This is a genomic window from Streptomyces sp. NPDC001100 (genome assembly GCF_053598575.1).
In genome coordinates this window covers 90,978-109,875 of the sequence record NZ_JBSFKO010000006.1, presented here as the reverse complement: position 1 = coordinate 109,875, position 18,898 = coordinate 90,978, and the positions used below count along the sequence as shown (strand labels likewise).

The 18,898-nt window shown below is 70.6% G+C and carries 17 protein-coding genes; 10 read left to right on the top strand and 7 right to left on the bottom strand.

Translation table 11 applies throughout. The features are described from left to right. Nucleotides 1-35: 35 nt before the first annotated feature. The 5 genes from ACWDEW_RS10670 to ACWDEW_RS10650 all read right to left on the bottom strand — a co-directional run bounded on the left by ACWDEW_RS10670 (nt 36) and on the right by ACWDEW_RS10650 (nt 4,269). Nucleotides 36-725, bottom strand: a complete 690-nt coding sequence (locus tag ACWDEW_RS10670; RefSeq protein ID WP_450511564.1) for a hypothetical protein — start codon at nt 723-725, stop codon at nt 36-38. Between the two features lie 118 nt (nt 726-843). Then, nucleotides 844-1,446 (bottom strand): DUF4328 domain-containing protein, encoded by a 603-nt coding sequence (locus ACWDEW_RS10665; RefSeq protein ID WP_450511562.1) that lies wholly within the window; start codon nt 1,444-1,446, stop codon nt 844-846. Nucleotides 1,447-1,590: 144 nt separating this feature from the next. Then, on the bottom strand, nt 1,591-3,123 hold the full coding sequence (locus ACWDEW_RS10660) for an HAL/PAL/TAL family ammonia-lyase (protein ID WP_450511561.1): 1,533 nt from the start codon (nt 3,121-3,123) through the stop codon (nt 1,591-1,593). Nucleotides 3,124-3,172: 49 nt separating this feature from the next. Then, entirely contained in the window at nt 3,173-3,376 is a 204-nt protein-coding gene (locus tag ACWDEW_RS10655; RefSeq protein ID WP_450511559.1) for a DUF397 domain-containing protein, read from the bottom strand. An 11-nt stretch (nt 3,377-3,387) separates the two neighbouring features. Next, nucleotides 3,388-4,269 carry a helix-turn-helix domain-containing protein gene (locus ACWDEW_RS10650; RefSeq protein ID WP_399118014.1) on the bottom strand — a complete coding sequence of 294 codons (882 nt, stop codon included), beginning with the start codon at nt 4,267-4,269 and terminating at the stop codon, nt 3,388-3,390. A gap of 233 nt (nt 4,270-4,502) precedes the next feature. On the opposite strand from ACWDEW_RS10650, the gene ACWDEW_RS10645 reads away from it, so the two are divergent. From ACWDEW_RS10645 to ACWDEW_RS10635, 3 genes are read left to right on the top strand one after another with little or no spacing between them, the layout of a single operon-like run. After that, nucleotides 4,503-4,919, top strand: a complete 417-nt coding sequence (locus tag ACWDEW_RS10645; protein ID WP_450511557.1) for an ATP-binding protein — start codon at nt 4,503-4,505, stop codon at nt 4,917-4,919. 52 nt (nt 4,920-4,971) lie between these two features. Next, the gene (locus tag ACWDEW_RS10640) at nt 4,972-5,181 is read left to right on the top strand and encodes a type II toxin-antitoxin system VapB family antitoxin (protein ID WP_450511555.1); all 210 of its coding nucleotides are present in this window, start codon (nt 4,972-4,974) and stop codon (nt 5,179-5,181) included. Further along, nucleotides 5,178-5,597, top strand: coding sequence for a PIN domain-containing protein (locus ACWDEW_RS10635; protein ID WP_450511553.1), 420 nt, complete (start codon nt 5,178-5,180; stop codon nt 5,595-5,597). Before ACWDEW_RS10640 ends, ACWDEW_RS10635 begins: the two co-directional genes overlap by 4 nt. Before the next feature lie 90 nt (nt 5,598-5,687). On the opposite strand, the gene ACWDEW_RS10630 is transcribed toward ACWDEW_RS10635, so the two are convergent. Together ACWDEW_RS10630 and ACWDEW_RS10625 are read right to left on the bottom strand one after the other, a co-directional pair. After that, a complete protein-coding gene (locus ACWDEW_RS10630) occupies nt 5,688-7,112 on the bottom strand; it encodes a GH1 family beta-glucosidase (RefSeq protein ID WP_450511551.1) in 1,425 nt (474 codons plus the stop codon). 115 nt (nt 7,113-7,227) lie between these two features. Next, complete coding sequence (locus tag ACWDEW_RS10625) at nt 7,228-8,271, bottom strand: LacI family DNA-binding transcriptional regulator (RefSeq protein ID WP_450511549.1); 1,044 nt, start codon at nt 8,269-8,271, stop codon at nt 7,228-7,230. 492 nt (nt 8,272-8,763) lie between these two features. Here ACWDEW_RS10625 and ACWDEW_RS10620 point away from each other — a divergent pair, with 492 nt between their 5' ends. From ACWDEW_RS10620 to ACWDEW_RS10590, 7 genes are all read left to right on the top strand, one after another. Then, a complete protein-coding gene (locus tag ACWDEW_RS10620; RefSeq protein ID WP_450511547.1) occupies nt 8,764-10,086 on the top strand; it encodes an ABC transporter substrate-binding protein in 1,323 nt (440 codons plus the stop codon). A 288-nt stretch (nt 10,087-10,374) separates the two neighbouring features. Continuing rightward, nucleotides 10,375-11,367 (top strand): carbohydrate ABC transporter permease, encoded by a 993-nt coding sequence (locus tag ACWDEW_RS10615; protein WP_381249356.1) that lies wholly within the window; start codon nt 10,375-10,377, stop codon nt 11,365-11,367. Nucleotides 11,368-11,381: 14 nt separating this feature from the next. Continuing rightward, the gene (locus ACWDEW_RS10610; protein WP_450511545.1) at nt 11,382-12,302 is read left to right on the top strand and encodes a carbohydrate ABC transporter permease; all 921 of its coding nucleotides are present in this window, start codon (nt 11,382-11,384) and stop codon (nt 12,300-12,302) included. Nucleotides 12,303-12,463: 161 nt separating this feature from the next. Next, nucleotides 12,464-13,918 carry a GH1 family beta-glucosidase gene (locus ACWDEW_RS10605; RefSeq protein ID WP_450511543.1) on the top strand — a complete coding sequence of 485 codons (1,455 nt, stop codon included), beginning with the start codon at nt 12,464-12,466 and terminating at the stop codon, nt 13,916-13,918. A 172-nt stretch (nt 13,919-14,090) separates the two neighbouring features. Further along, nucleotides 14,091-15,146, top strand: a complete 1,056-nt coding sequence (locus ACWDEW_RS10600) for a LacI family DNA-binding transcriptional regulator (RefSeq protein WP_381249364.1) — start codon at nt 14,091-14,093, stop codon at nt 15,144-15,146. A 30-nt stretch (nt 15,147-15,176) separates the two neighbouring features. Continuing rightward, nucleotides 15,177-15,950: a serine/threonine protein kinase gene (locus ACWDEW_RS10595; RefSeq protein ID WP_450511541.1), complete on the top strand. Its 774-nt coding sequence runs from the start codon at nt 15,177-15,179 to the stop codon at nt 15,948-15,950. 149 nt (nt 15,951-16,099) lie between these two features. Then, nucleotides 16,100-18,814 carry an ATP-binding protein gene (locus ACWDEW_RS10590; RefSeq protein ID WP_450511539.1) on the top strand — a complete coding sequence of 905 codons (2,715 nt, stop codon included), beginning with the start codon at nt 16,100-16,102 and terminating at the stop codon, nt 18,812-18,814. The last annotated feature ends 84 nt before the right edge of the window (nt 18,815-18,898 follow it).

Sequence of the window (18,898 nt, the reverse complement as noted above, 5' to 3'; positions counted from 1 at the left end):
GCCGGGTGGCGCGGGGCCGGGAACGGCCGGGCGGCTCAGAACGGCCCCGGGCCGCCGAACCCCCCGAACCCACCCGGCCCACCAGGTCCGCCGCCGAACATCCCACCACCCGGCCCGTGATGGTGGAAGCCGTCGAAGAGCGCGTCCGCGAGCAGCATGCCGCCGACTCCCGCGGCGCCCGCGACGAGGGCGGTCTTCCACCACGGGGTGGTGTACCAACCCCCGGGCATGGAACGGCCGTTGACGACCCCGCCGGGGTAGTAGTACGGCGTGTTCGCGCCGGGCCGCGCGGATGCGGTGTACGTCTGTCCGCCGACCGTGACCTGCCCGCCGGTACCCTGCGCGGGCAGCTCGGGCCCCGGGTCGAGCCCCAGCGCGGCACGGGCGGTGCGGATGTGGTGCAGCCCCTCGATGGCGGTCTGTGTCACCAGCCCGTACTGCATGGGGGAGTAGGCGACGGCGAGTTGCCCCTCGGCGGCACGGTGCCGCTCGGCCGCGTCGGCGAGGGCCTGCCGGGCGGCGCTGTTGCCACCCGCGTCCAGCGTGGACAGGCTCCCGCCCAGCCGCTCCACCCAGCGGGTGGCCTCGGCGCCCGCGTCGGCGTCGTAGACCTGCTGAGCGTTCCCGGTCCCGTACCCCGAACTCCCCCTGCCCGCCTGCCGCTTGCCGTAGGCGACCGCGCCGCCGACGATCAGGGCCAGCAGCACCAACACGATGAAAAACATGACGTCCTCCCGTCCGCGCCGGGATCGAATCACCCCGTACACAGGGATTGGACGACTTGGGGCTGAGAGGTCGCTGCGGGGGGTCTGAGGGGTTGCTGTGAGTGCGGGGCGGACCGCCTCACACCTGGGCGGGCGGCGCGACGGGGACGGTGACGCCGAGCGCGGAGTTCTGCAGCGTGGTGATGCGCTGGATGACGAGCCCCAGCAGTGCGGCCGCCGCGATCATGAGCACCTCCGCCACCACGAGGAGGGCCATGGACCCCGGCGCCACCTGGTTCGTGACCACGATCAGCAGTGCGTGCGTGACACAGGCGGCCCACCACAGATTCACCAGTGTCGTGTCTCGCCTCTCCTCCCACGACACGGAGCCGGCGCGCCCGACAGCGAGGACGATCCCGCGCGGGACGACGAGGTTGACCAACGGTATGAACCACGCGCCGATCGTCCAGCCCGGACTCGGGAGCGTGGCCTCGGGGGACAACTCCTGGGCGTTGCGCCGGGAGCGCGCGAGCCACACGAGGAACAGCACGATCGTCACAGTCATCAGATAGACGAAGATCATGGAGATCAGGCCCGATCTGTGCAGGGACGCGTCCGTGCGGTGCAGGTAGTGATCGCGGACCGCCGCCGCCCGGAACACGTCCACCACGGCCGCCGTCGCTACCGCCACCTGCGCGGAACGGGCGAGGATCCAGGGGGTTTTGGAGGTGGAACTCGTCATCGTCGCTGGCCTGTCTCGGAGGTGGGGGCGGCCGTAGGGGACGCTGGGTCTGAGTGATCATAGGGTCCGATCGCCGTACGCGCGTACGATTTTCGGGTCCTCGATCACAAGCCGGTCGGCACTCCGGAGTGCGAGTCCCCACCCTCAGTGCTGCAAGCGGCCGACCACGTCCTCGACGACGCGCAACGCCTCGCCGCTCCGGACCAGTTCGGCGATGTGCTCGATGTCTGTGTGGAAGACCCGGTCCTCGGTGACAGTCGGTACGGCGGCCCGGATCCGGGTCCGCAGGGCCTCTGCCGCCGGGGAGGGGGCGAGCGGTGCGAGGAGATCGAGGGCCTGGGCCGCGCACATCAGCTCGATCGCGATGACGTAGGCGAGTTTGCGGGCCGCGCGGTAGGCCTTCAGGGCCGCCAAGTAGCCGTTGCTGACCGCGTCTTCCTGGTTGGCGGAGGTGGTGATGCTGTCGGCCGACGCCGGGACTGCCATGCCCCGCAGCTCCATCGTCAGTGCCGCGGCCGTGTACTGGGCGATCATGTAGCCGCTGTTGAGGCCGGGCTGCGGTGCCAGGAAGGCGGGCAGTTCGCTGAAGTTGCTGTTGACCATGCGGTCGGTGCGGCGTTCGGAGACCTTGGCGAGGACTGTCATCGCGTTGACCATGGTGTCGGCCTGGATGCCGACGTAGGTGCTGTCGCAGTTCGCGCCGCTCAGCGCCACCCCGTCCTCGCCCTCCGGGTGGATGACCGGGTTGTCGCCCACGGAGTGCAACTCCTCGACGATGACCTCCCTGGCCTGCGCCAGCGCCCGCTTCGCGCCGCCGTGGATCTGCGGGACGGCGCGCAGGGAGAGGCTGTCCTGGAGGCGGTGGTCGAGGAATTCGGTGCTGATCGCGCTGGATGCGGTGAGACGTCGTAGGTTCTCCGCTACGGCGGCCTGCTCGGGGTGGCGCTTGCGGACCTGCAACCGGGCGTCGTAGGCGCGGACCGTGCCTTTCAGCGCCTGCACCGACAGGCTCGCGGCGATGTCGGCGGTGGTGGCTGCGACTCCGGCGTCGTGGGCGGCGAGGACGGCTGTCGCGGTGACGGAGTGCGTGCCGTTCGTCAGCGACAGGCCCTCCTTGCAGGCGAGCCGGGTCGGTTGTTCGCCGATGCGGGCCAACGCCTCGGCGCCGGGGAGGAGTTGACCGTCGTACGTCGCCCTGCCCTCGCCCAGGAGTACGAGGGCCATGTGGGCCTCGGGGGCGAGGTAGCCGACGGAGCCCTCGCCGGGGACGTGCGGGGTGACGCCGGCGTTGAGCATGCGCCGGATCAGTTCCAGGGTCTCGAAGCGGATGCCGGAGTAGCCCTCGCCCAGGCCGACCAGTTCCATGAGTGCGATGGCTCGGACTATCTCGGTGGGCAGCGGTTCGCCTACGGACACGGCATGCGAGCGGACTATGTTGCGCTGGAGCTGCTCGGCGTCCGCCGGGTCGATGACCTCCGTGACGTTGTCGCCGAAGCCGGTGGTGACGCCGTAGACGAGGCGGTTCTCGGCGAGGAAGCGTTCGACCAGTGCGCGGGACTTGCGGACGCGGTCGACGTAGGTCGCGTCGAACTCGACGCGGGCGCCGTGGCGGGCGACCGCGACGAACTGCTCGACGGTGATCGGCTCCTTGCCCAAGGTGACAGCGGTCACGGACATCTCCCGCGCATGGTGTGCATCCATTCACTTGCGTGGCGAATGAATCACTTTATTTAGCGCTTGGCAAGGGAGGAAGGGACTTCACCGCGTGGAGGAGGGCGGCGAGGGTGTGGGGCGGGAGTGTGGCGATGCGGTGGGGGTGGTCGCTCTCGCGGAGGTGGATGTGGGAGCCGGGTGTCGCTGCCGCCAGCTCCACGCACTCGCCCTCGCCGCCGGTGCTGAACGACGACTTCTGCCAGACGGGGTGGGGCATGGCGGGTCCTCTCAGAGGGCGTACATGACGTGCTGGATCAGGCTCAGCGAGTCGCGTGACTCGTGCGACTCCGGCGCCGATTCCGGGTCGACCGGCGCCAGTGCCAGCTCCGAGAGTCGCTCGAACATCTTGGCGTACTCGTCGAGTTGCTCTCCATCCCGCAGGAAGAGCGAGGTCGTCGGATGCTCCAGGTAGACCGTGTCCAGTTCGGGGGCTCCACCACCGAAGAGGACGAAGGAGCGGGTGTGTGCGGAGTAGACGCCGGCTTCGAACGGGTAGACCTGAACGGTCACGTTGGGCAGCCGGGAGACCTCCATCAGTCGCACCAGTTGCCTGCGCATGACCGCCGGGCCGCCCACCCGTGTGTGGAGCGCGGATTCGTGGATGACGGCGCGGTACGTGACGGGGGAGTCGCCGGTCAGTACGCGTTGGCGGGCCAGTCGGAACTCGGCGTACCGGTCGGCGTGTTGAGGGGCCGATTCGGTGGCGGCCAGCACCGCACGCGCGTAGTCGTCGGTCTGCAGCATGCCGGGGATCACCAGGGGGTTGTGGGTCCGCAGCACCGTCGACCGGGATTCCAGCTCGGCCAGGTTCCGGGCCGCAGGGCCGATCGTGTCGTTGAACTCGTCCCACCACCCCTTGCCGCTCTCCTGGGCCATCGCCATGATCCCGTCGAACAGGGGGCCGGGCGGGCAGCCGTACTCGCGCAGCAGCTTGTAGAGGCGGTTGCGCGACACGTCGATGCGGCCTGCCTCGATGTTGCTGATCCGGGTGCGGTCGGCGTCGAGCAGTTCGCCGGCCCGGTCTCCGGACAGCCCGGCGCGGTTGCGCAGCTTACGGAGTTCCAGGCCGAGTCGCCGCTGACGCTCGCTGGGGTTGTTCCTGGGTGGCATGAGCGACCTCCTCCGGGCAGTCTGCACAGCCGAACTCCCGGGGGTCACAAGGTAGTTCGGTAGTCACTCGCGAGGGTGAAGCGAAACGGAAACGGTTGCAACTCCCGGAACGGGTTCCCTACCGTCGAAGACAACGGCGCCACCCGGAAGTACCCCCGCCCTCAAGCCACTTGGCAAGAGGGACCCGGACCTGGTCACCGCGTGAGCGCACCCCACGCCGAAGGAGCCCCCCAGTGGCCGACGACCCCCCACCCCCCACCGACGTCTCCCTCGTCTTCCCGCCCCACCCCGCCTGGGTCCGCACCGCCCGTGAAACGGTCCGCACCCTCCTCGCCACCTCCCACCGCCCCGAACTCACCGACACGGCCCTGCTGTTGACCTCGGAAGCCGTCACCAACGCCATCAACGCCTGCAAGCTGGAGGGCAACCCAACCCCCGTAACCCTCTACGCAGGCTGGTCCACCCCCCGCAGCTTCCGCGTCCTCATCCATGACGAGGCCCCGGGTCTCCCCACCTGCCGTACCCCCGCCCCCACGGACGAGGAGGGCCGCGGCATGCAGCTCATCGCCTACGGCGCCGACGCCTGGGGCGTGTGCGCGCACGGGCCAGGCCGGGGGAAGGCGACCTGGTTCGAGCTGGGGAACCGCTGATCGGGGCGGGGTGGATATACTGGAGTCTGGTCTGTATATCCAGGAGGTCTCCATGACCAAGACGCTGATCGACATCGACGAGGACCTGCTCGCCGAGGCCGCCATAGCGTTCGGGACCAGGACCAAGAAGGACACGGTCACCGCCGCGCTCAAGGAGGGCGTCGAACGCAAGAAGCGTGCGCTCGCCCTGGCCCGGCTCGCGGCCCGCGCGGACGTGGGTGACTTCGACCTGTTGCTGGACAAGGAGAACTACCGTCGATGAGCGCGGCGGCCTATCTCATCGACACCAGCGCCCTGGTCCGTATCCTGAAGCGGCCCGCGCGTGCCCTGTGGGAGAAGCCTTTGGAGGAGGGGCTGATCGCCCGCTGTCCGCTCACCGAGGTGGAGTTCCTGAACAGCGCCAAGAACGCGGAGGACCGGGCCGCCCTGGTCGACGACCTCGACGCCCTGTTCTGCTGGACCCCCCTGGACGACCGGGCCGTCACTCGCGCCTGGGACGTGCAACGCGAACTCACGGAGAAGGGCCGCCACCGGTCCGCGGGCGCCGTGGGCCTGCTCGTCGCCGCGACCGCCGAACTCCAGGGGCTGACCATGCTGCACTACGACAACGACTTCGAGACCATCGCCTCGGTCACAGGGCAGCCGACCCAGTGGCTGGCTCCCGCGGGCAGTCTCTGAACGGCCGCACACCGTGAACGGCCGCACACCGCCGGGGCGCGGCACGTCCCCTAGGCGTGCCGCGCCCCGTCCCCCGGAGTCCCCCGTCGGTCAGGCTTCCCCCACCGTCGGCAGTACGCCCGTCCGCGCCGCCTCCCCGTACCACCGCGCGCTCGACTTCGGCGTCCGCTCCAGCGTCGCGTAGTCCACGTACACCGCCCCGAACCGCTTCTCGTAGCCGTACGCCCACTCGAAGTTGTCCATGAGCGACCACAGGTAATAGCCCCGCACGTCCGCCCCGTCCGCGATGGCCCGCCGCACGGCCGACAGGTGGCCGTGGAGGTACGCGATCCGTTCCGGGTCGTGCACGCGCCCCTCGGGGTCCGGCTTGTCGTCGTACGCCGCGCCGTTCTCTGTCACGTACAGCGGCAGGCCCGGGGCCTCCCTCGTGTACCGCGCGATCAGGTCGTACAGGCCCGTCGGGTCGATCGTCCAGCCCATCTCCGTGCGCTCGCCCGGCGGCTGGAGGAACGCCACGTCGTCCGCGCCCGGCCAGGGGGAGTACGCGCTCACGCCATGGCCGTCGGCGCGCGGACCCGCCGAAGTCGAGGCCGTCGCCTCCACCAGCGTCGGCGTGTAGTAGTTCAACCCCAGTGCGTCCAGCGGCTGGTGAATCAGCGTCAGGTCGCCGTCCCGGACGTACGACCAGTCCGCGATCGACCTCGTCGCCTCGAAGAGGGACTGCGGATACGAACCGTGCAGCATCGGGCCGTGGAACACCCCGTTGGCCAGGTCGTCGATCTTGCGGGCCGCCGCCAGGTCCGCCGGCGACTGCGAAGCGGGCCTGACCACCGACGAGTTGAGGCTCACCGCGATCGAGTCGCGAGCCGGGATCGCGGTCCGCAGCGCCGAAGTGGCCAGCCCGTGCGCCAGGTTCAAGTGGTGGGCCGCCTTCAGTGAAGCCGCCGCGTCCGTGCGGCCCGGCGCGTGCACCCCCGAGCCGTAGCCCAGAAACGCGCTGCACCACGGCTCGTTGAGCGTGGTCCACTGCTCCACGCGGTCGCCCAGCGCCTCGCCCACGATCTGCGCGTACTCGGCGAAGCGGTACGCCGTGTCGCGCTCCGGCCAGCCGCCCGCGTCCTCCAACTCCTGCGGCAGGTCCCAGTGGTAGAGGGTGAGGGCCGGCTTGATGCCGACCGCCAGCAGCTCGTCCACCAGGCGGCGGTAGAAGTCCAGGCCCACCTGGACCGCCGGGCCCCGGCCGGTCGGCTGCACCCGTGGCCAGGAGACCGAGAAGCGATACGCCGTCAGGCCGAGGTCCGCCATCAGCGCCACGTCGTCGCGGTAGCGGTGGTAGTGGTCGACAGCGATGTCACCGTGCTCACCACCGGCCGTACGGCCCGGCGTATGACTGAAGGTGTCCCAGATCGAGGGCGTACGGCCGTCCTCCCGCACCGCCCCCTCGATCTGGTACGCGGAGGTCGCGGCGCCCCAGAGGAAGGCGGGAGGGAAGGCCGCGGTCGTCAGGTCGGACATGGAATCGCTCCCATGGGGTCGGGTGGCGACCATTATGCATGGGAGCGCTCCCATGCACAAAGGGTGTCCGGCCCTTTCCGTACGTCGACCCGCTCGGGTGCTGCCGGTACTCCGCTCACGCGGACTCCCGCACCACGAGCCGCGTCGGCAGGACCACTCCGCGGTGATCGCCGTCGCGGTGGGCGATCTCGTGCAGCAGGAGGTGTGCCATGGTCCGGCCCATCTCTTCCAGCGGCTGGCGGACGCTGGTCAGCGGGGGATCAGTGTGCCGGGCCACGATCGAGTCGTCGAAACCGACGACGGCGACGTCGTGGGGCACCCGCAGGCCCGATGCGCGCAGTTCCAGCATGGCGCCCGACGCCATCACGTCGGAGGCGGCGAAGACCGCGTCGAGACCGGGCCGTCGGCGCAGCAACTCCCGCATGGCCGCGCGTCCGCCCTCCTCCCGGAAGTCGCCGTACGCGATCAGGTCATCGTCGACGGTCATGCCCCCGTGCTCCAACGCCTCGCGGTAGCCGTCGAGCCGGGCCCGGGCGGCGTCCATGTCCAGCGGGCCCGTGATGGTGCCGATGGTCCGGCGTCCTTCGGTCAGCAGGTGCTCGACCGCGATTCTGGCGCCGCCGCTGTTGTCCGCGCGGACATGCCCGAGCGGCTCCCCGGCGCCGCGCCGGCCGGCGAGCACGGTCGGTACGGCGAGTTCGTGAAGGCGGTCGGGGAGCGTGTCGCCGCTGTGGACCGAGAGCATCAGCACGCCGTCCACCCGATGCGCGGACAGGTACGTGGCGAGCCGTGCGTACTCCTTCTCGTCCGGCACCAGGACCAGCAGCAACTGCATCCCGGCGGCCGAGAGTTCGGCGGAGACGCCGCGGATGATCTCCGAGAAGTAGGGCTCGGAGAAGAGCCGGGCCTCGCCCTCGGGAACGACCACGGCGACCGAGTCGGTGCGGCGGCTGGCCAGCGAACGGGCGGCCGGGTTGGGGATGTAGCCGAGTTCGGCGATCGCCTGCTCCACGGCCGCTCGGGTGGGGGCGCTCACTTTCGGGGAGCCGTTGATGACCCGGGAGACCGTGCCGCGGCCGACGCCGGCGAGGGCGGCCACGGCGTTGAGGGTCGGGCGCCGGACCTCCGCGCGCGGAGGTGGCTGCTCGGCAGAGGTCATCGTTCACCTTCCGGCGATCAGTGGGGGCGGGCCTCATTCTGGCCCAGAAATTTGCGCGACGGCCCGGACGGACGTCCCTGGCTCCCCGTCCGTGCGACGGACCCCTGAGCGACCTGCGGGAATTCTGTGTGGGACCGCTCCGTGTCCGGCCGATGACGGCTCGTGGAGCGACACGTTCCCGTGACGTGCTGAACACGCTTGCGCAACAACGCCGTTTTCAAGTCTTGACACCCGGCCCGGCACGAAGGAGTCTTCCGGCATGCCGCGTGGGAGCGGTCCCACGGAATCTCGGGGACTCCCTCCCGTGTGGACCGAACCACCAACGGCCCGTCCCTCTATCTCGCATGACACACCGTTGACCAGCACCTTTTCACCGCACGCCCTGTGCTGTGGGCTGGCCGCTGCTCGAAACGAGAGGGCAGGTCCGGATCGCCGAGCCTCGGCGGTCCGATTCCTGAGATCCCGTTCCCCACTGGAACAAGGAGTAGTGGAATGAGCATCACCCGTACCGCCGGCGGCCGCGGCCGCAGAGTGGCGGCCGTGACCACGACGGTCCTGACGGCCTCTGCCCTGTTGCTGACCGGCTGCAGCAGCGACGACAGCTCCTCGGACGCCAAGGACTCGAACGGGAACATCACTCTCACGGTGGACGACTTCGGGCAGTTCGGCTACAAGGAAGCCGGCCTGTTCGCCCAGTACCACAAGCTGCACCCGAACATCACGGTCAAGGAGAACACCACCGCCAACGAGCAGGACTACTACCCGAAGCTTCTTCAGCAGCTGAACACGGGCAGTGGCCTGGGCGATGTCACGGGCATCGAGGTCGGCCGCATCAAGGAGGTCGTCGACACCCAGGCGGCCAAGTTCGCCGACCTGAGCAAGACGATCAACGTGAGCGACTGGGTCTCCTGGAAGGAGAAGCAGGCCACCGCGTCGGACGGTTCGGTCATCGGCGCCGGCACCGACATCGGCCCGATGTCCCTGTGCTACCGCTCGGACCTCTTCAAGGCGGCGGGCCTGGCGAGCGACCGTGACTCCGTCGCCAAGGCCGTCGCGGGCGGCTGGGAGGACTACCTCAAGCTCGGCGAGAAGTTCAAGGCGAAGGCCCCCAAGGGCACGTACTTCATGGACTCCGCGAGCGCCATGTACAACGCGGTCGTCAGTTCCTCCGCGCAGCAGTACTACGACGCCTCCGGCAAGGCGATCTACAAGAACAGCCCGGCCGTGCAGCAGGGCTGGAACCTGGCCGCGGAAGCCGCGTCCAAGAAGCTGACCGAGGGTCTGCCCCAGTTCACCGACGCCTGGACGGCGGCGCTGCGCAAGGGCACCGTGGCCACCGTGGCGTGCCCCGCCTGGATGGCCGGCCAGATCTCCATCAACTCCGGTGACGCCTACAAGGGCAAGTGGGACATCGCCCGTGCGCCCGGCACCAGCGCGGGCAACTGGGGCGGCTCCTTCCTGGCCGTGCCCAAGAGCGGCAAGCACGTCAAGGAAGCCACCGACCTGGTCAAGTGGCTGACCGCTCCCGAGCAGCAGGCCTCCGTGTTCAAGGCGATCGGTGTCTTCCCGTCGAACAAGGGCGCCTACGAACTCGCCAGCGTGAAGAACGCGACCCTGCCGTACTTCAACAACGCCCCGATCGGCCAGATCTACGCCGACGAGGCGAAGGCCATCCCCGAAGCCGTGCTCGGCGCGAAGGACGGCACGATCAAGGACACGATCTCCACGCAGATCAACAACATGGAGCAGCGGGGCACCGCGCCCGCCAAGGCGTGGAAGGCCGCGACCGAGTCGATCGACAAGGTGATCGGCTGACACAGGCCGCGGTGCGGGCGACCCGGCGGGCGCCCGCACCGCGTCACGTGCGTGGGACCGTGCGGCGGCTCCTGCCGTAGGCGCGGGGCCCGGACGGCCTCGGTGCCCCGCACCGGCTCCGGTCGTCAAGTGCCGGTCCTTTCAGCGGTGTTCGGCGCACACTCACCGGACACCGCCGCACCGTGTCCGCCGGGACCGGCGACCCGAGTTCGACGACGTGCCCCAGGCCGGATCTCCGGCCCCCGCCCCGCCCGTACCCCGGCCGAGATCCAGGGAAGGACTTCCTCCGTGGCAACCACGACCCCCACACGGGGTGCCCCCGCCCCGCCACCCGGCGGCTCCGGCACCGTGTCGAACCCGCCCAGCGTGTGGCGCACCCGGCTGTGGCGCTTCGACGACAAGGCGTCGCCGTACGCGTACATCGCCCCCTTCTTCCTCATCTTCGGTGCCTTCGGCCTCTACCCGATGCTGTACACGGGCTGGATAGCCCTGCACCGGGTGGAGATGACGAGCCTGAACCAGTCCGAGTGGGTCGGCTGGCACAACTTCGCCACGATCCTCCAGGACTCCGAGTTCTGGACGGCTGTCACCAACACCTTTGTCATCGGCGTCATTTCGACCGTTCCGCAGCTCCTGATGGCTCTGGGCCTGGCCCACCTGCTCAACTACAAGCTGCGCGCCAGCACGGTCTGGCGGACGGTGATCCTCACCCCGTACGCCACCTCGGTGGCGACCGCGGCCCTTGTCTTCGCCCTGGTCTTCCGGGCCGACGGAGGTCTGCTCAACTGGGTGCTGCACTTCGTCGGCATCGGCAACACCGACTGGGGCAACGGGGAGTGGACGTCCAAGATCGCCATCTCGGTCATCGTGATCTGGCGCTGGACCGGCTACAACACCCTGATCTACCTGGCGGCCATGCAGGCCGTGCCCGCCGACCTGTACGAAGCGGCCTCGATCGACGGAGCGACGCGCTGGCAGCAGTTCCGCAAGGTGACCGTTCCCTCGCTGCGGCCGACGATCCTGTTCACCATCGTCATCTCGACCATCGGTTCCATGCAGCTGTTCGGTGAGCCGCTGCTGCTGCAGGGCGGCACGCTCGGCTCCACCGGGGGCAGCGAGCACCAGTACGAGACGCTCAGTATCTATCTCTTCAACTACGGCTGGAAGCTGGGGCACTTGGGCCCGGCGGCGGCCGTGGCCTGGGCCATGCTCGTCCTGCTCCTGCTCATTGCCCTGATCAACTGGATCGTCGGCCGGTTCGTGCGCAACAGCGCGGCCTGACGGGAGCGATATCGATGACCACGACCAGCCCCACCAAGACCGCGCCGGACCTCGACCCGGCACCCCTTTCCGTCACCCCGGGCAAGGGCCGCCGACGCTTCAAGATCGGCGCCGGCCAGCAGCTCAAGGGCGGCCCTTTCACCTACGCCACCCTGACCGTCGTAGGCCTGTTTTCGATCTTCCCGCTGTACTGGACGCTGGTGGCCGCCTCGCACGACCAGCAGCGGGTCCTGGACAGCCCGCCGCCGCTGCTGCCGGGCGGCCGGCTGTGGAGCAACCTCCAATCGGCCTGGGAACAGGCCCACTTGGGGAAGGCGATCGTCAACACCGTGATCGTGGCGGGCTGCATCACCGCCGCCACGCTGTTCTTCTGCACCCTCGCCGGCTACGCCTTCTCCAAGATGCGTTTCCGCGGCCGTAGCGTCCTGATGACCGCGGTCATCGCGACCCTGACGATCCCGCCCCAACTCAGCGTCGTACCGCTGTTCATGATGATGGCGGACATCGGCTGGGGCGGAAAGCTGGAGTCGGTGATCTTCCCGACCCTCGTCGGCGCCTTCGGTGTCTTCTTCATGCGCCAGTACCTGTCGGAGGCCCTGCCCTACGAACTCATCGAGGCCGCCAAGGTGGACGGGGCGAGCAACATCCGCATCGTCTGGAACGTGGTCCTGCCCGCCGCGAGGCCCGCGATGATGGTGCTCGGGATGCTCACCTTCGTGCAGGCGTGGAACGACTTCTTCTGGCCCTTCCTCGCCCTGAACCAGGACAACCCCACCATCCAGGTGGCGCTCGGCCAGCTCAGCGCCTCCTACACCCCCGACCAGAGCATCGTCATGGCCGGAGCGCTGATCAGCACCCTGCCGCTGCTGCTGGTGTTCGTGATCTTCGGCAAGCAGATCATCGGAGGCATCATGGCGGGCGCCGTCAAGGGCTGACGCCGACCGCCGACCGCCGGTCGCGCAATCTCCGTTCACCGTCCTGTACGGCCCGCTGCGGGCCGTACCCGGCCGGGCGCCCGTCGTCGTGCCCCCGTCCGCTTCCCCTCACCGCCGGATCGCCGTCCGGCGTTTCCTCACTCAGCTCCGGGAGCGCTCACATGACTGCCGTACGACATGAGACCAAGGCCGCGTCGGCCTCCGCCACATCCTTCCCCCCGGGCTTCGTCTGGGGTGCCGCCACCGCCGCCTACCAGGTGGAGGGCGCCGCCGCCGAGGACGGCCGGACCCCCTCCATCTGGGACACCTTCAGTCACACGCCAGGGAAGGTGCGCAACGGCGACACCGGCGACATCGCCGCAGACCACTACCACCGGTACCGCGACGACGTGGCGCTGATGAAGGACCTCGGCCTGAAGGCGTACCGGTTCTCGATCTCCTGGTCCCGGGTACAGCCCACCGGCCGCGGACCGGCCGTGGAGCGGGGTCTCGACTTCTACCGCAAGCTCACCGACGAACTGCTCGCGGCGGGCATCACCCCCGTCGCGACCCTCTACCACTGGGACCTGCCACAGGAGTTGGAGGACGCGGGAGGCTGGCCGCAGCGCGACACCGCGTACCGCTTCGCCGACTACGCCGAGATCATGGGCCGGGCCCTCGGGGACCGTGTCGGCCTGTGGACCACCCTCAACGAACCCTGGTGCAGCGCCTTCCTGGGCTACGGCTCCGGTGTGCACGCCCCCGGTCGCACCGACCCGGCGGCCACCCTGCGCGCCGCCCACCACCTCAACCTGGGCCACGGCCAGGCGGTCGGGGCGCTGCGCGAGATCCTGCCGACGTCCGCGCAGACCTCCCTCACCCTCAACCTGCACCAGGTGCGCCCACTCACCGACAGCGCCGAGGACACGGATGCCGCCCGCCGGATCGACGCGGTCGGCAACAGGATCTTCACCGGGCCGGTCCTGGACGGCGCCTACCCCGAGGACCTGCTCGCCGACACCGCGCACCTCGTCGACTGGACGGAGCTGGTGCGGGACGGCGACCTCGCCGAGATCTCCCGGCCCATCGATGTGCTCGGCGTCAACTACTACGCGCCGACCGTCGTCTCGGCGGGCGACGGCTCCGGTGCCACCAAGAACGACGGCCACGGCGCGAGCGACCACTCTCCGTGGACCGGCTCCGAGAACGTGGACTTCCACCTCGCCAACGACCAGCTGACGGCGATGAACTGGGCGATCGACCCGAGCGGCCTGCACACCCTCCTGACCGACCTGGCCGCGTCGCACCCCGGGCTGCCGCTGATGGTCACGGAGAACGGCGCGGCGTTCGACGACTACGTCTCCCCCGAGGGCCTGGTGAACGACCCGCAGCGGATCGCCTACCTCCACGCCCACCTGGACGCTGTTCGCCGGGCGGTCGCCGACGGAGCGGATGTCCGCGGCTACTTCCTCTGGTCCCTCCTCGACAACTTCGAATGGTCCTACGGCTATTCGAAGCGTTTCGGCGCCGTCTACGTCGACTACTCCACGCAGCGCCGCATCCCCAAGGCGAGCGCCCACTGGTACGCCGAGGTGATCCGGGGGAACGCGCTGCCGACCGTCGGCGAGGACGGGTGAGGCCCGGCCGCCCGGTCTGAGGGGCGCCGCCCGGACGCCGGCCGTGTTCCGCCCCGCCGTTCCGCGGCTCGGCGGGCGAGGCCCCCGGCCGACGAGGGACGATGGAGGCGGGGCGTCCGGGCCTGGGCTGTTACATTCCTGGCCTGAAAGCTGCGAACGGAAGGCGGCGACCATGGCGGTCAGCGGTGGGCGGAACCGGGGCGGCAGACGGCCGACCCTGGAGGAGGTCGCCGCCCGTGCCGGTGTGGGCCGCGGCACGGTCTCCCGGGTGATCAACGGCTCGCCCAGGGTCAGCGACGCGACCCGCGCCGCCGTCGAGGCGGCGGTCGCGGAACTCGACTACGTCCCTAACACGGCGGCCCGGGCGCTGGCCGCCAACCGTACGGACGCGATCGCCCTCGTCGTCCCCGAGCCGGAGACCCGCTTCTTCGCGGAACCGTACTTCTCCGACATGCTCAAGGGCGTCGGCACCCAGCTGTCGGACACGGAGATGCAGCTCCTGCTCATCTTCGCAGGCAGTGACCGGGAGCGGCAGCGCCTCGCCCAGTACCTGGCCGCGCACCGCGTGGACGGCGTCCTGCTCGTCTCGGTCCACGCGGACGACCCGCTGCCGGACCTGCTGGCCGAGCTGGAGATCCCAGCGGTGATCAGTGGCCCCCGGTCGGCCGGCGAGCCCCTGACGTCGGTCGACTCCGACAACTACGGTGGCGGGCGCTCGGCCGTGGAGCACCTGCTGTCCCGCGGCCGCACCCGCATCGCCCACATCACCGGCCGCCTCGACGTCTACGGCGCCCAGCGCCGCGTCGACGGCTACCGCGAGGCCCTGCTCGACGCGGGCCACGAAGTGGACGAACACCTCATCCAGCCGGGCGACTTCACCGAGGAGGGCGGCCGACGCGCGATGAAGGAACTGCTGGCCCGCCGCCCCGACGTCGACGCGGTCTTCGCCGGCTCGGACGTCATGGCGGCCGGTGCCCGCCAGGTGCTCCGCGAGGAGGGCCTGCGCATTCCGGAGGACGTGGCCCTCGTCGGTTACGACGACTCGGCCATCGCCCGCCACATGGACCCGCCCCTGACCAGCGTCCGTCAGCCCATCGAGGAGATGGGCCGCGCGATGATCGACCTGCTGCTCGCCGAGATCGCGGACCGCCGTCCATCGGCGCCCCGCGACCTGGAGCGGCAACACGCGGTACTGGCAACGGAGTTGGTGACGCGCGCGTCTTCATGAGGCGGTGGTCGCTCGGCCAGGCTGATCCCCATGGCCCCACATCCGCTGCTGGCAGTCGACGAGATCCCCGCGACCGAGCCCTACCTCCGCACCGTGGGCGACGTGTTCCGCGCCTTCCGGGACCAGGACTCCGGCTGCGTCTCGTACGCCGTCCAACTCCCCGACGGCGAGCGCTGGTTCGTGAAAGAGGCGACAACAGCCCCCGCCCAGGCCTCACTCGACCGGGCCTGGGCATTCCATCGGGCGGTACGGCACCCGGCGATCGTCCCGCAACCGCACCGGATCGCCGTGCCGAACGGCCGTACGGCGGTCGTCATGCCCTGGCGCCACGGGGAGTCCCTGTACGGTCCCGCCCGTGCCCGTTTCCGCGCCCTGCCCCTCGCCTCGGTCCTGCACGCGGTCGACCGGGTCCTGGACGCGCATCTCGCGGTGGAGGCGGCGGGCATGGTGGCGGTCGATCTCTACGACGGCGCGTTCCTGTACGACTTCGGCGGCGACACGCTCCACCTCGTCGACCTCGACGAGTACCGCCCCGGCCCCTTCGCCCTCGACGAGGACCGCCTCCCGGGTTCGGCCCGCTTCATGGCCCCCGAGGAGTGGCACCGGGGCGCCCGCATCGACATCCGTACGACGGTCTACGCCCTCGGCCGTAGTGCCCATGTCCTCCTCGACGGCGGTGAACGGCGGGCCTGGCGCGGTACGGCGGGTCAACTCGCCGTACTGGAAAGGGCGACCCGTGACGATCCCGCCGAACGGTTCGCGGGCGTACGGGAGTTCACGGACGCTTGGCGCGCTGCCACCTGATCTCGCGGACGACGCCCGGTCCCGGCGCCGTGCCGAGGCGAAGCGGGAGTCCGTCGAGCCACGGTCTTCCGCTACGGGTCGTCGGCCGCGGCACAGTACCCTGACCTTCCAGGCAGACCGAGTCCGAAGACCCGGCTGATGGGGGGAATGTGGAGCTCATCGGTCGGGACGATCAGCTGGATCTGTTGCGCCGGCTGCTGGCCGAGCCGCGGAGCCACGGGAGCGCGGTACTGGTCCGCGGGGCCCCCGGCATCGGGAAGACGGCGTTGCTCGCCGAGACCGCCGCCCTCGCCGAGGGGCTCGGACACCGGGTCCTGCGCACCAGCGGTGTGGAGGCCGAGAGCGACATCCCCTATGCCGGTCTGCAACTCGTCCTGCGCCCCCTGGCCGCGGGAGCCGCCGAGCTCACCACCCCGCACCGGCAGGCGCTCGACACCGCTCTCGGGCTCGCCGGGGCCGGTGTCCCCGACGTCTTCCTGGTCGGTCTGGCGGTCCTCAACCTCCTGGCCGACGCGGCCGCGGTCGCGCCCGTACTGGTACTGGTCGACGACGTCCAGTGGCTCGACGACGCCACCGCCAGCGTCCTGGCCTTCGTGGCCCGCCGAGTCGGCACCGAGCCCGTGGTCATCGTCGGGGCCGCGCGCGACGGCTACCGCTCGCGCCTGAGCTCCGACGAACTCACCTCCGTGCCCCTGGGCCCGCTCACCGACGGCCAGGCCGCGGAGATCCTGGCGGACCAGGCCCCGGATCTGCGGCCGACCGCGCACCGCCGGCTGCTGGCCGAGGCCGCCGGCAACCCCCTGGCCCTGACCGAGCTCTCCCGTTCCCTCGGGGCGTCGGCCGATCCGTACATGTCCCAACTGCCGCTCACCGAGCGGCTCGAACAGGCCTTCACCGACCGCCTGGAGACCCTGCCCGACATCACCCGGAGCCTGCTGCGGATCGCGGCACTCAACGACAGCCCGTCGCTTCCCGAGATCTACCGCGCGACCCGGCTGTTCACCGGAGCGACGGCCGGAGCCCCGGAACTCGACCCGGCCGTGCGCGCCCGCCTCGTCCACGTCGTCGGCGGCGAACTGCGGTTCGGGCATCCGCTGATGCGGTCGGCGATCCACCAGACCACGCCCACCGGTGTCCGTCACGCCGCACACGCGGCGCTCGCCGCCGTGCTCTGGGAACACCCGGACCGGCAGCTGCGGCACCGGGCCGCCGCGGCCGACGAACCGGAGGAGACGGTCGCCGCCGCGTTGGAAGAAGCCGCGCACCGGGCCGCCCGCCGTGGTGGCATCGCGGCGGCCGTCACGGCCCTCGAACAGGCCGCCGCGCTCAGCGAGGACGCCGATCGCCGAGTGGAACGGCTGCTGCGCGCCGCCGACTTCGCCGTGGAGCTCGGCCGGCCCGAGACCGTGACCCGGCTGCTGGACCAGGCGCTCACCGGACCGCTGTCGAGACGGCAGCACGCGACGGTGGTCTGGCTCCGCGGCAGCTTCGACGAGGGACTGCACAGCCATGCCTCGGGCGCCAACTCCCTGACCGCCCTCGCCGAGGAGATCGCAGCGGAGGACCGCGCGCTCGCGCTGCGGATCCTGTGGAGCGCCGCGCAGTTGTGCTTCTGGTCCGACCCGGGCCCGGAGGGCCGTCGTGCGGTCCTGGCGGCCGTGGAGCGGCTGGAACTCGACGAACTCGATCCGTGGCGGCTGGCCATCTGCGCCTACGCCGCGCCGGTCGACCGCGGCACCTTCGTCCTGGAGCGGGCCCGGCGCGTCGCCCTGAAGGAGGGTGACGACGGCCGCGCCTACCGCATGCTCAGCACCGCCGCGCTCCTCGTCGGCGGCTTCGACCTGGCGCGGGCGTTCTCGGCGGCCGGCGCCGAGCCGCTGCGTGCCCAGGGACGCCTGGGCCTGTTGGCGCGCACGGTCGGCGCGGACGCGTGGAGCGCGCTCGTGGTCGGCGACCTCGGCGCGGCGATCGCCACCACGGAGGAGTCGCGAAGACTGGAGCGCGAAACCAGCCAGACGATGATGTACGCGTTGATGACCGCCACCGCGGCCAAGCTGGCCGCGTTGCGCGGGGAGGTGGATTCCGCCCTGGGGCTGGCCGAGGAGGCGGAGGAGATCGGGCTGCCCGCCGGGGCGCGTCCGGTGCTGGCCACCGCGTCGATGGCCCGCGGGCTGGCCGCGTTGGGCACAGGGCGGTTCGAGGAGGCATTCGGGCACTTCCGCCGGCTGCACGATCCGGCGGATCCCGCGTTCCAGGTCGCCCTGCGGCTGACGACCGTGGTCGACCTGGTCGACGCGGCGGTGCACTGCGGGCGGCTGGAGCTCGTGCTCCCCGTCGTGGCGGAGCTGGAGGAGATCGCCACGACGACCTCCGCGCCGGTGCTGCACGCCGATCTGCGGCTGGTCCGGGCGCTGCTGGCCGGCGACGAGGACGCCGACCCGCTCTTCGAGGACGCGCTGCGCGCCGACCTCGGCGCCTGGCCGCTGATCAGGGCCCGTACCCATCTGGCCTACGGCGAATGGCTGCGGCGCCGACGGCGCAGTGTCGAGTCCCGCGACCACCTCCGCGCCGCTCGCGACATGTTCGACGCGCTCGGCGTGATTCCCTGGGGGGAGCGGGCCCGCCGGGAACTGCGCGCCGCGGGCGAGACCAGCCGACGCCGGGCCCCGGACGCCCGGGACCAGCTGACAGCCCACGAGCTGCAGATCGTCCGGCTCGCCGCCGACGGCCTGACCAACCGCGAGATAGGGCAGCGGCTCTATCTGTCGCATCGCACCGTCAGCTCGCATCTCCACCGGATCTTCCCCAAGCTGGGCGTGGCCTCGCGTGCCGAGCTGCGGACGGTCGTCAGCGCACTGCGTTGACCGGCACACCACCGTCACATGACGCTCGCTTCCGCCGACCCGGCGTTCCTACCGTTCCCCATGTCAGGACATCGACAGGGGGGA

Coding starts and splice junctions, on each gene's coding strand:
- ACWDEW_RS10670 (WP_450511564.1), bottom strand. CDS start 725: ATGTTTTTCATCGTGTTGGTGCTGCTGGCCCTGATCGTCGGCGGCGCG.
- ACWDEW_RS10665 (WP_450511562.1), bottom strand. CDS start 1,446: ATGACGAGTTCCACCTCCAAAACCCCCTGGATCCTCGCCCGTTCCGCG.
- ACWDEW_RS10660 (WP_450511561.1), bottom strand. CDS start 3,123: ATGTCCGTGACCGCTGTCACCTTGGGCAAGGAGCCGATCACCGTCGAG.
- ACWDEW_RS10655 (WP_450511559.1), bottom strand. CDS start 3,376: ATGCCCCACCCCGTCTGGCAGAAGTCGTCGTTCAGCACCGGCGGCGAG.
- ACWDEW_RS10650 (WP_399118014.1), bottom strand. CDS start 4,269: ATGCCACCCAGGAACAACCCCAGCGAGCGTCAGCGGCGACTCGGCCTG.
- ACWDEW_RS10640 (WP_450511555.1), top strand. CDS start 4,972: ATGACCAAGACGCTGATCGACATCGACGAGGACCTGCTCGCCGAGGCC.
- ACWDEW_RS10635 (WP_450511553.1), top strand. CDS start 5,178: ATGAGCGCGGCGGCCTATCTCATCGACACCAGCGCCCTGGTCCGTATC.
- ACWDEW_RS10630 (WP_450511551.1), bottom strand. CDS start 7,112: ATGTCCGACCTGACGACCGCGGCCTTCCCTCCCGCCTTCCTCTGGGGC.
- ACWDEW_RS10625 (WP_450511549.1), bottom strand. CDS start 8,271: ATGACCTCTGCCGAGCAGCCACCTCCGCGCGCGGAGGTCCGGCGCCCG.
- ACWDEW_RS10620 (WP_450511547.1), top strand. CDS start 8,764: ATGAGCATCACCCGTACCGCCGGCGGCCGCGGCCGCAGAGTGGCGGCC.
- ACWDEW_RS10610 (WP_450511545.1), top strand. CDS start 11,382: ATGACCACGACCAGCCCCACCAAGACCGCGCCGGACCTCGACCCGGCA.
- ACWDEW_RS10605 (WP_450511543.1), top strand. CDS start 12,464: ATGACTGCCGTACGACATGAGACCAAGGCCGCGTCGGCCTCCGCCACA.
- ACWDEW_RS10600 (WP_381249364.1), top strand. CDS start 14,091: ATGGCGGTCAGCGGTGGGCGGAACCGGGGCGGCAGACGGCCGACCCTG.
- ACWDEW_RS10595 (WP_450511541.1), top strand. CDS start 15,177: ATGGCCCCACATCCGCTGCTGGCAGTCGACGAGATCCCCGCGACCGAG.